Genomic DNA, 11932 nt, shown 5'->3' on the forward strand with positions numbered 1-11932 from the left:
AATTTTGTGTCAACATTTTTAACAATAAATCTTTCCTTAATTTGTAAAATACCAATATATTAATATAAAAAAATTGACTAAAATAAGTCATATCTCCTTTTGGATGACATAATAAGTTTATTTCTCTGTCAGCTGGAGGTTAAATGGAATATCCTTTCAAAGAGATTGAGAAAAAGTGGCAAAAAATTTGGGAACAGAAGAGATTGTTTTATGTAAACGAGCAGGACAATAGGCCGAAATTTTATCTGCTCTCTATGTTTCCATATCCATCTGGAACGCTTCATATGGGACATATTTCTAATTATTCAATTGCAGATGCGATTGCTCGTTTTAAGATAATGAACGGATATAAAGTACTGCAGCCAATGGGATATGATGGATTTGGAATGCCAGCAGAAAATTGTGCAATTGAACAAAATTCACATCCTAAGATTACTACTTACCAAAATATTGAGAAGATGCGTGGTCAGTTTAAAGCAATTGGATTCGGTTATGATTGGGATAGAGAATTCGCTACTTGTGATGAGGAATATTATCGGTGGAATCAGTGGATTTTCCTGAAAATGTATGAAAAGGGACTTGTTTATAGAAAATCATCATTTGTAAATTGGTGCCCGCACTGTAAGACCGTACTTGCAAATGAACAAGCAGAACATGGGTATTGTTGGCGATGTGATACTAAAGTTATTCAAAAAGAAGTAGAACAATGGTTTATTAAAATCACTAACTATGCAGAGGAACTTTTAGACCATTCTAAACTTGGCAGGTGGCCCCAGAGGGTTATAACTATGCAGAAAAATTGGATTGGAAAAAGTTATGGTATAGAAATATTTTTTACACTTGAAGGCAGTAAAGAAACTATTCCAGTATTTACAACTCGTCCAGATACAATTTTTGGTTGCACATATATGGTTCTGGCTGTAGAACACCCACTTGTCAAAAAGTTAAAGATAAGGAGTCAATATGAGGAAGCGATTAATAAATTTGTTAATAGAATAATAAACGAAAATAAAATCTTACGGACAGCTAAGGATACGGAAAAGGAAGGCATCTTTACTGGTAAGTATGCAATCAATCCAGTAAATGGCAAAAAAATTCCAATATGGATTGGAAATTATGTTGTTATGGATTATGGCAGTGGCGCTGTAATGTGCGTACCAGCACATGACCAACGAGATTTTGAATTCGCAAAGAAATACAATCTGCCAATAAGAATTGTTATTCAGAATTGGGATAAAACCCTAAAATTGAAAGAAATGAAAGAAGCTTATATTGATGATGGAATAATGAGTAATTCAGAACAATTTGATGGCATAAAAAGTAGAGATGCAATTGATATGATATCGGAATGGATGGAACAAAAAAATATCGGAAAGAAAACAGTTAATTATCATTTGCGTGACTGGGGAATTTCAAGACAAAGGTATTGGGGAACTCCTATACCAATTATTTATTGTGATAAATGTGGAGTGGTACCTGTGCCGGAAAATCAATTGCCAGTTAAACTCCCTGAAAATGTTCAGGTTGGAAAAACTACACAAAATCCACTTAAAACTGCATCTGATTTTGTCAATACAACCTGTCCAAAATGTGGAGGACCTGCAAAGCGTGAAACGGATACAATGGATACTTTTTTTGACTCTTCTTGGTATTATGCTCGTTTCTGCGACCCGAAAAATGACAAAATGCCATTTGATAAAGATATTGCTGCTCATTGGCTTCCTGTAGACCAATACATTGGTGGTATTGAGCATGCTTGTATGCATTTACTTTATGCCAGATTTTTTCATAAACTTTTGAGAGATATTGGATTGGTTTTTACAGAGGAGCCATTCACAAATCTTCTTACTCAGGGTATGGTAATTAAAGATGGTGCTAAGATGTCTAAATCTAAAGGAAATATTGTTGACCCACAGCCTTTTATAGACAGATATGGCTCAGATACTTTGCGCATCTTCATGCTTTTTGCTTCTCCGCCTGAAAAAGATGTAGAATGGAATGACGAAGGAGTTAAGGGAGCTTTCCGTTTTCTGAATCGTATCTGGCGTCTGGTCTCTGATAAAAAGAATCTTATCTTAAATTGTCCAAAAACTTATGACCAAAATGCTAAAATTTTAAGTTCAGCAAAAAAACTTAGATATAGTACTCACTTGACGGTAAAAAAGGTTACAGAAGATATTGAAGATAGAATGCAATTCAATACAGCAATTGCGGCAATTATGGAACACCTTAATAATGTCACAACATTCAAGGTAGATAATGGAAGTTCTGATATTGAAAAGGCGATTTACAGAGAATCTATTGAAATTATTCCCAAACTCCTTTCACCTTTTGCGCCTCATTTAGCAGAAGAAATATGGGAGATGCTTGGTAACAAGCCATCAATTTATGAGTCTGGATGGATTTCATATAATGAGAAATTCTTAATTAAAGATGAAGTACTGTATGTAATACAGATTAATGGCAAAATAAGAAGCAAGATAACGGTTGGATTAAATACGCCAAAAGAAGATGTTGAAAAAATTGCTCTTTCAGATAAAAAGGTAATTAATTATACAAAAGACAAAATGATTAAAAAAGTGATTGTTATTCCTAATAAATTAATTAGTATTGTTGTTGAATGATTGATTTGAAATTTGTCCACCAAAGGTGTATCCGCCTCAGGCGGAAAACTGGAAACTGGAAAATTATTGATATTAAGTTGTAAGAATGTTTTATCGGTGATTATCGGTGTTCTCGGTGGTAAGGTATTATAAAAAATCTCTTGGGCAGCATTTTTTGATTGACAAAAATATTGCTGAAAAAATCGTTCGTTTAGCAAAAATTTCTAAGAATGATATTGTTTGGGAAATCGGACCCGGGCAAGGAATCCTTACGGAAAAACTTTTAAAAAAGTGTAATAAACTTATTGCTTTTGAAATTGATAAGAAGTGGTACAAATTTTTAAAGTATAAATTGTCCGAACCCAATTTTGAGCTGATAAATATGGATATTCTTGATGTTGATTTTTCTAAGTATGTTGATAATGAACGGATAAAAATAGTTGCTAATCTTCCCTATCAGATAACCTCTCCGATAATTTTCAAGTTCATTGATAATAGGGAGTTATTCTCATCAATTACAATTATGATTCAGTATGAGGTTGCAGATAGAATAATTGCAAGACCAAGCTGCAAGGATTATGGAAGACTGTCTATAAAGTCACAATTTTATTTCAAAATAAGTAAATTGTTCAGAGTTCCACCTCATTTATTTAAGCCGAAGCCAAAAGTGGTTTCAGCAGTTATTCAAATGGTTCCCAAAAAGAAATTGCAAAAAATAGATAATGAAAAATTGCTATGGAAAATAGTTGATGTGACTTTTCAGCATCGTCGCAAGATGCTTAGAGCAAGTTTAAAATATTTCCTGAGCGACAAGGTCTTAAAAATTCTGATTGAAAAACAAGGCCTGTGTCTTACCAAAAGACCAGAAGAATTAAGCATTGAGGAATTTATTAATTTATCTAACCTGGTAGAAAAGGCACAATATCGGGCAAATATGAATTTACAAAACAAAGCTAAGATATTTTAGGATGTTTAATTTATTTGGAGGAGAAAAGATGAAAAAAGTAGGTAAAGTATTACTCTGGATTTTTGCAATTATAGGAATCTTAGTCGTAATTTTTACTATTGTGGTAGTTAAGTCCATACCTATAAGAAAAAAAGTTGCAATAGAGCCTAATACCTATCTGGAACTTTCACTTGGTGGCTTACATCATGATTATAATGAATATGAAGAAATTTTCTTTATGAAAGAGAAACTTTCTATCGGTGAAATTTGCAGGAGGCTTGATGCAGCCAAACAAGATGCCAATATTAAAGGTATAATTCTTAAACCTGAATTTTATATGGGTGGTTGGGCTTTTACTAAGGAGCTACACGATAAGCTATTAGAATTCAAAAAATCAGGTAAAAAAATTTATGCTTATATTAGTCTAACGATTGATAAAGGATATTATCTCGCATCAGTTGCTGATTCTATATTTTTAAATCCCTCACCTTCAGCTGGAATTGCCCTCTCAGGAATTGGCGTTGAAATAAATTTTTATAAAAGGTTTTTTGATAAAATTGGGATTGAATTTATTGTAATGCATCAAGGTAAATACAAAGGTGCCTATGAAACATTCAGTAGAAAAACAATCTCAGAGCCATTGCGTGAGAACTTAACTAACTACATTGATGAAATTTACGACATTTATACGGAGCAACTTGCTAAAAACAGAAAATTGTCAGATGATAAGTTAAGAGATATTATGGAGGAGAGAAAAGAATTTTTAATTTCGGGTCAAACTGCTCTGGATTTGAAATTAGTGGATGCTTTAAGTTATGAGAATGAATTTAGAGATGTGGTGGTCAAAAATAATCATTTAGTAAATTTTGAGGATTATACCAGGAAAACTACGACCCTCTCTTCAGACAAAATCGCTATTCTGTATGCTCAAGGTGGAATTGTGATGTCAGATACTGATGGGAGATTTAGTGGTGGCTATCGCATAATTACAGAAGAAAACATTGGAAAAGAATTCAAAAGAATTCAAAAAATGAAATCTGTAAAAGCTTTAGTCCTCAGAATTGATAGTGGTGGAGGCAGTGCATTAGTATCTGATATTATCTTTGATTACATAGAGAAAATAAATTCAAAGATGCCCGTGGTAGTATCTATGGGAGATATGGCAGCTTCTGGAGGATATTGGATTTCCTGTGGTGCTGACTATATCTTTGCTCAACCGAATACCATAACTGGCTCAATTGGAGTAGTTAGTTTGGTTCCAAATTGGCAGAAACTTCGGGAATGGGCAGACATTAATACATATCAGATAAAGCGAGGAAAATATGCAACCTTTTTCTCACCTAATTTCGCACCATCAGTGGATGATAAGAAATCTTTAAATCTTACAATGGAAAATGTGTATAGAGCATTCAAAGAAAAAGTGGCAAAAAATAGAAATATGTCATTGTCTAAAGTTGAGGAAGTGGCACAGGGAAGAATTTGGACAGGGATTGATGCGGTAGAAAATGGTTTGGTGGATGAACTTGGTGGTTTAGATGACGCAATCGCGAAAGCTGCTGAATTAGCCCATATTAAAACTTATTCTGTGCTTGTTTTACCTACCAAGAAAGGGCTGCTTGATATAATAAAAGAAGGAAAATTGTTTAATGTTGAAACTATCGTTGATTTATATCTTAAGAATGCTAATCCCAATATTTTTGAAGATGTTATTGACCAGAAGGATTTAATTAAGATGGCAACCGAGTCGCCAGTTCAGTTGATTATGCCGTATAGGATAAGTTGGCAGTAGGCAGTTAGCAGTAAGCAGTTTGGAAAGTTTAAAAAAGGGCAAGAATAAATATTATCTTGTCCTTTTTTGTTTAATACGATTATTTTTTACCGTAAAAGAAGCATCTTTTTTATAGGAGAATTTTTGATGCTCAATCTATAAAAATATATTCCGTTTGGCATTTGTTTGCCTTTTTCATCTTTTCCATCCCAGGTAATAGTCATTGGACATTGGTCATTAGTCATTGGGGATAATATTCTCACCAGCTGACCTTTTATATTATAAATATCTATCCGTGTAAATCTGTGTAAATCTGTGGCAAAAAAAGATATTGTGGTGCAAGTGCTGAAGGGATTGGGATAGTTGGAAAGTTGGATACCTATCAATTCAGCGGTATTCTCATCTATTCCAACAAAAGTAATTACATTTGACTGTACCGTGTCTGCTCCATCGCTGAACTCAGCATATACACTGCTATTCTCAACTTCTTGAATAGGTACTCTTACATTAAATTCACTTCCATCTTGGTAATAATGGTCTGAAGAGGTAAAATTAAATTCTGTTTTGTTTTCTATAATAAATTTTCTAACTACCGGTAAATTGTTGTTTGAATCAGAATAAGTTATATTAAAAACAATTGTATCACTTACAGTTTGAAAAGTTAATCCTGATAATTGTGGCAACTCATTAACTCCAATGTCTTGTTGAAAGATTGTAGGATAAAAGATACAGGGGTGACTTCTGTCATTGAGAGTTATGAAAGGGTATGCATTTATTGTAAGGGTTCCTGCTCCACAGATAAGTCCGCCACATTCATTAGGCCAGGGACCAAAATTTGGGTCAGATGTAAGGTCTTCAATGTTGCAAGCCATATACAGTTTTTCATCCTGAATTTGATAATCAATATCACCTATTCGGGAAAATGTGCTGTCTGTATTTACTTTATAAAGCCCGGGAGTAACATTCATTGTGGAGATGTCAGCATATACCATTGTATAACCAACTGAATCAGTTGATTCAGGATTATAAAATCCAAAGCCATATACATACCAGGGTGGCAGCCAAGAAGGTGGCTCATAAAATGGCCATTGATTATCATTATTATCTAATAAGCAATAAAACTTGTTGTCAGAAAAGGAAATTCTGATTTCTGTCAGGTCTAAATAAGGCTTTCCTGTAGCCTGATAAGCATCACCAATCTTTTCTTCACATAACTCAGTTAAGAAATTATCGGTAGGAGGAAATATATCATCTATATTCTTAGCGCTCATTGTGTAAAATAATGTATCAAAAATAGTATCAATATATGTAGGATATATAGTCTTGAGTCCATAGAACACTCTACCAGAATCCGGCAAGAGTATTGTATCTTCAAAAGTAGCTGTATAATTTAACTCAGTAAGCAAAGTCATTTCACTTTCAAACCAACTCTCCTGCCCATCAGTGGAATAGAAAATTTTTGTAATACATGAGTCTAAATCCAACGAATCTATATCAACATTTATTAGCATATTCTGTTCTGGAATGACTGCTGAATTACAAGGATTTTGCCAGACATTTACGGTTTGCGAATTTAGAGTAATAGAGCAAAATAACATGGTTACAAAGCTTGATAGATACTTCATATCATCCTTTCTTAAAGGCTTATCTTAATAGAATCATTTTTTTAACAATAGATTTATCTTCTGTGATTAGTTTATAGAAATAAATTCCATTGGAAAGTTGCCTTCCGTCCTCATCTTTTCCATCCCACACAATCTCATTAATTTTCAATTTTAAATTTTTAATTTTTAATTGTTTTACTATTTGCCCTTTTATGTTATAAATTTTTATCTGTGTTAATCTGTCCACCCTCCGTAGCATTGCTACTGCGGAGGACGGGTGTAAATCAGTGGCTAAATTAAACGAAATCGTAGTAGAAGCGCTAAATGGGTTGGGATAGTTTTGATAAAGTTTGAACTCAGAAATGGGAAGCCAATCGTCCACACCCATTTCTTCACCAAAGTCAGTGAGGACCCTTTCATAGAATGCTTTTACATTATCTGGTTGCATAAAATAAAGCGGAAAGCCAAGAACTACAAAATTTTTATTCTGCATATCGTTCACTAAACCAACAGAGAGACTATCATTATCTCCTGAAAAAGAGTCATATCTGTATAAAACATTTTCAGATTGTGCATCCTCAAAGCCAGTAATATAAGCCCATCTGTCATTCCATGCTGGGATAAATTCTCCATTGACATCAATATAAGGGTAATTATCTTCTCCAAAAGCTCCAAGAAAATCTACATCTGGAATAATGATTACATTTTCTGTATTTAGGAAGTTTTGGAAGAAGAAATCTGGAATATAATCAGCGGTTTTCCATCCAGAGATTATTAGATTTCCTCCGCTAACCACAAGCGAAGCAAGTTTGTCAATTTCATTTTCAATAAGATGCTGGTTGTAATCATCGTCATGCCAAATAATAGTAGAATAATGAGAAATGAAATCAAGAGCGATTGAGTCTCCAGAGGTGTAGTCATAATCAGTTACACTATAATTCTGCAAAGCATAATGATACAGGCTGTCTACAGTTTCATCATAGGGAGTAATGGGTCCACCATCACCATCTTTTGTTTCATCAACAAGGAGAATGCCATTATCCATTGGGAAAGGAAGAGGGGTGGCAGAGAGTTCATTGGAGAATTCGGTTTCTCCATCATACCCGCCGTCAGGTGTAAACCAGTGAACCCCATAACTTATTACATAATAGTGTGTATCACCATTCATTACAGTTGTGTCTATATATGTAGTTTCGGTGCTTGGGACTTCTCCAATTTTTTCATATCCATAGCCCGATATTTCGCTTCGGTAAATGAAATAGTAAGAATCTGGTAAGAGATAAGAAAATTCTTCCCAGCTCAAATAAACAAAATTGTCACCAGGCAAGGCTGAGTTCAAAACAGGTAAGATTTCTGTGCATCCACGATTTAATATCCAGTGATGTGGGTCAAATTGGACATCTAAAATTTCATCACTTGTATATCTACAATGAGATGTAAATTCTGACCCAACATCTATTAAAACTGAATCTTCACCAGAGAAAGTCTCTACAATAAATGGTATTTGCATTTCAAACTCTGTGTCAGTATTTGAAATAGAGCGGGTTACAATAACAAGATTTGGGTCTAATAATCCTAGAGAATCCTTCAAATAATAGAATTCAAAACTTGGCACACCGCTGCCGAAAATCCAGGCATTGAAAAATTCTTGTAAATCCATTCCGCTCACTGATTCACAGACATCAATAAAATCTGTTGTTATCACATTGCCATATTTATAGGTATCAAAATATGTTTGAAGGATATCAAAAAATGTGCTGTCTCCAACCATCAATCTAATCATATGCAGGACTGAGGCGGGTTTTTCATAAGTTGCTGGTGTAAAATACATATTGTATGGCGGATCATAAGTTGTATAAGCACTACCTCCAGCCCAGTTTAGATAATATTGGTGAAATGAGGTTTCTACATAATCGCACATTGCTTGAAATCCTTCTGTGCCTTCGACATAAAGTGCTTCAGAATAGACAGCAAATCCTTCAGAAAGCCATACATCTTTCCAGGTGAGTGGAGTTAAGCAATCACCGAACCATTGGTGTGCCAGTTCGTGAACAAATATCCATTCATAAGTGCCCATACCATTTATAAGCCCACTCCCGATTGAGGTCATTGTTTGATGCTCCATTCCTCCCCAGCCACCAAAAACACCGCATTCTGCCATACCATATTTCTGGAAAGGGTAGTTGCCGTAATGATTTTCGTAAATTCCCATTGCAGTTGGGATGCAGGCAAAGTCGTTTTGTGCATAGGTAAGATGTGAAGGATACACATAATTTATTATAGGAATGTCATCATAAGTTTGCTCAAAAGTTACATAATTGCCTACACAAAGAGAAACAAGATAAGTGGCAATCTGGTCTGTATTGTCCCAGTAAAATGTTTTTGTGCCGTCTCCATTATCAATTTCATCTACAAGTATCCCATTTGAAGCTGCTATTAGATTGTCAGGAATTCTTATATTCATTTTCGTGATGGCTTTATCCCAGGGATGGTCATAACCGGGCCACCAGAACCGTGCACCATTCGGGTCAGAATAAGTAAAAATATGACTTTGCCAATGAATGCCAGTATGATAGACATCGGAACTAAGAGTTGGATAACCTTGATAGAAAACCTGTGTAGAAAGTGTATCGCCAATATTATAAATCTGGTCAAGGGTAATAGTAACTTTTGTGCTGTCATAAGAAAAATCTGCATAATTACCATTCACAAGAACAGAATCAACATTTAATTGTTCAAGTTCATAAAAAACCTGGGTCAGATTATCTTCTTGTGCCATTATTTTTGCTCTAACATTTCCAGAAATGTAATGAGTTGATGGAAAGAGTTGGATATTGATTTCGTAAGAAAGTGCATCATAAGAATGAACAGAATCTGCACGAGAATAAATTTCTTCATAAGGATTATAATTTTTATGGAAATATTCTCTGGGGACATCAGCAAAGGAGAAGGCAAAAAATAAAAGGCAAAAGGTAAAAGGTAAAAGTAAAATTTTTTTCATTAGAACTCCTTTCTTTTGTGGTTTGGGGTAAATCATTTTGGTTCGGGATGAACCCGAACCTACCCAATTGTGGGTAGGAACCGGATTATCTCGTTTCATAATTTACATCATTTAAAATTCAATCGCAGATTGTCATCTTCAATCTCTTTTACAAATTTAGCATCAGGTATGGTCCGAATAAATATTTCAGCAGTATTGCATACAATACCTTTAAGAAGATGTCCGCCAACCATCTTATGTGTTCTTTGGGCTAAAGCAACATGAATATGCCATTCTGGCATTCCTTCAGGATTGATAAACATATTTCCATTAGTTGACACCAATTCTGCGGGTTCTGAAATAGTTTTAGTTATATATTTTTCACTATCAAAATATCCAATTTCAGCGTTTTTTAACATACCAACTCCATTAAGGATTATTGCATTTTCAAGGTTGTTGACTTTTGCAAATTTTTCCAGCATCTCCAAAAAATTTTCCTGATGAATAAGGCGAATACAATAAATATTGTCGTATTTTTTAAAAATCACATTTCTCCTAAAAGTGATTTATTGAGTTATGCAAAACAGGCAAATATGATTTAGTTTTCATTGTTGAGATTAAACCACAAATTTACCTCAACCTCTAACTCCTTCTCCTGCAGGGAGAAGGAGAATCTTGTCTTCCTCTCCTTTTAGGAGAGGATTGACCTGCCTGCGCGTAGCCGCTTCGGCGAAGGCAGGGGTGAGGTCAAAAAAATACTATTTTGCAGATCTCATTGGTTTAAAAAAAGGAAATTGGGGAGTAAAAACTCCCCGGTATTGTTTATTAAAAGGAATGATTCTATTTAAAGAAATCAATAATAATGTCTGCTACTTCTATACCTACGCGGCCTTGCGCTTCCTTGGTTGCTGCACCAATATGTGGAGTTACAGAGACATTGGGATGATTGACAAGTTCCATATTATTTGTAGGTTCCTTTTCATAAGAATCAACGCCAGCAAGAGCAACTTTGCCAGAATTTAATCCATTAAGTAAGGCTTTTTCATCTACAACTCCACCACGAGCACAGTTGATTATCATCACACCATCTTTCATTTTGGATATTGCATCCTCATCAATTATATAATGAGTCTCATCTGTGTGAGGGATATGCAGAGAAATGATATCTGACGAAGTAACGAGTTTTTCAAAATCTGTCAGCTCTACATCCAAATCTGTCTCTTCAACATAAGGATCATAAGCAATAACATTCATTTCAAGAGCAAGGGCTTTGTTTGCGAGAGATTTTCCAATATTTCCAAAGCCAATTATACCCAAAGTTTTCTCTGCAAGTTCTCTGCCCTTATATTTTTTCTTTTTCCATTCTCCTTTACGCATTGTGATGTTAGAATTTGGCAGAAAGCGATATAGAGCAAACATATGAGCAAGAGCGAGTTCCGCGACCGATTGAGAGGAAGCTGTTGGGGTGTTGGTTACCTTAATTCCTTTTGACCTTGCATAATCGCAGTCAATATTGTCCAGACCAACTCCACCACGAACAATTAATTTGAGATTATCAGCAGCATCAATAGCAACTTTTCTTACCTTTGTTGCACTTCTTACAACGACAGCATCAAACCCTTTTATCATTTCTGCCAATTCTTCTGGGGTTTTCTTTTCAGTCTTTTGGACTAATTCGTGACCTGCATTTTCAAGCATTTCAGTACACTTTGAAGAAACTGGGTCACTGATTAATATTTTAGCCATTTTTTCCTCCAATTTTTATAGTGAACAACTGATAACGAATAGTGAATAACGAATAGTGGGTTTTGTTTCATTATCCGTTGTTTTTGTTTTTTTCTTTTGCAGTTTTTATACTTTTAGTCAACATTTTTATGATTTCAATTAAATTTTTAATTATAGAATTAGTTTCTTTTTCTGTCAAATATTCATTTTTCAATAATTCAATCCAGTATTCACTTTCGCTTGCTTCTTTTAGGGCAATACTCATTTTTGAAATAAAATCTTTTTTACTTTGAGCATATCTTGCTT

8 protein-coding genes are annotated in these 11932 nt (G+C 34.5%); 3 read left to right on the plus strand and 5 right to left on the minus strand.

Annotated elements, in window-relative coordinates:
• Nucleotides 1–143 precede the first annotated feature (143 nt).
• The 3 genes from leuS (at nucleotide 144) to sppA (ending at nucleotide 5338) form a co-directional block, all read left to right on the plus strand.
• The gene (leuS, locus tag U9R23_05440; GenBank protein ID MEA3475865.1) at nucleotides 144–2624 is read left to right on the plus strand and encodes a leucine--tRNA ligase; all 2481 of its coding nucleotides are present in this window, start codon (nucleotides 144–146) and stop codon (nucleotides 2622–2624) included.
• 115 nt (nucleotides 2625–2739) lie between these two features.
• Nucleotides 2740–3570 (plus strand): 16S rRNA (adenine(1518)-N(6)/adenine(1519)-N(6))-dimethyltransferase RsmA, encoded by an 831-nt coding sequence (rsmA, locus tag U9R23_05445; protein MEA3475866.1) that lies wholly within the window; start codon nucleotides 2740–2742, stop codon nucleotides 3568–3570.
• A 28-nt stretch (nucleotides 3571–3598) separates the two neighbouring features.
• Complete coding sequence (sppA, locus tag U9R23_05450) at nucleotides 3599–5338, plus strand: signal peptide peptidase SppA (GenBank protein ID MEA3475867.1); 1740 nt, start codon at nucleotides 3599–3601, stop codon at nucleotides 5336–5338.
• Between the two features lie 86 nt (nucleotides 5339–5424).
• On the opposite strand, the gene U9R23_05455 is transcribed toward sppA, so the two are convergent.
• The 5 genes from U9R23_05455 to U9R23_05475 all read right to left on the minus strand — a co-directional run.
• Nucleotides 5425–6942 (minus strand): FlgD immunoglobulin-like domain containing protein, encoded by a 1518-nt coding sequence (locus U9R23_05455; GenBank protein MEA3475868.1) that lies wholly within the window; start codon nucleotides 6940–6942, stop codon nucleotides 5425–5427.
• A 19-nt stretch (nucleotides 6943–6961) separates the two neighbouring features.
• The gene (locus U9R23_05460) at nucleotides 6962–9922 is read right to left on the minus strand and encodes a M1 family aminopeptidase (protein MEA3475869.1); all 2961 of its coding nucleotides are present in this window, start codon (nucleotides 9920–9922) and stop codon (nucleotides 6962–6964) included.
• A gap of 107 nt (nucleotides 9923–10029) precedes the next feature.
• Entirely contained in the window at nucleotides 10030–10449 is a 420-nt protein-coding gene (locus U9R23_05465) for a PPC domain-containing DNA-binding protein (GenBank protein ID MEA3475870.1), read from the minus strand.
• A 292-nt stretch (nucleotides 10450–10741) separates the two neighbouring features.
• Nucleotides 10742–11647, minus strand: coding sequence for a D-2-hydroxyacid dehydrogenase (locus tag U9R23_05470; protein ID MEA3475871.1), 906 nt, complete (start codon nucleotides 11645–11647; stop codon nucleotides 10742–10744).
• A 70-nt stretch (nucleotides 11648–11717) separates the two neighbouring features.
• The coding region (locus U9R23_05475) for a four helix bundle protein (protein MEA3475872.1) at nucleotides 11718–11932 on the minus strand (215 nt) is incomplete at its 5' end.

The organism is Candidatus Cloacimonadota bacterium, from assembly GCA_034722995.1.
In the GTDB taxonomy this organism is placed as follows: domain Bacteria; phylum Cloacimonadota; class Cloacimonadia; order JGIOTU-2; family JGIOTU-2; genus JAGMCF01.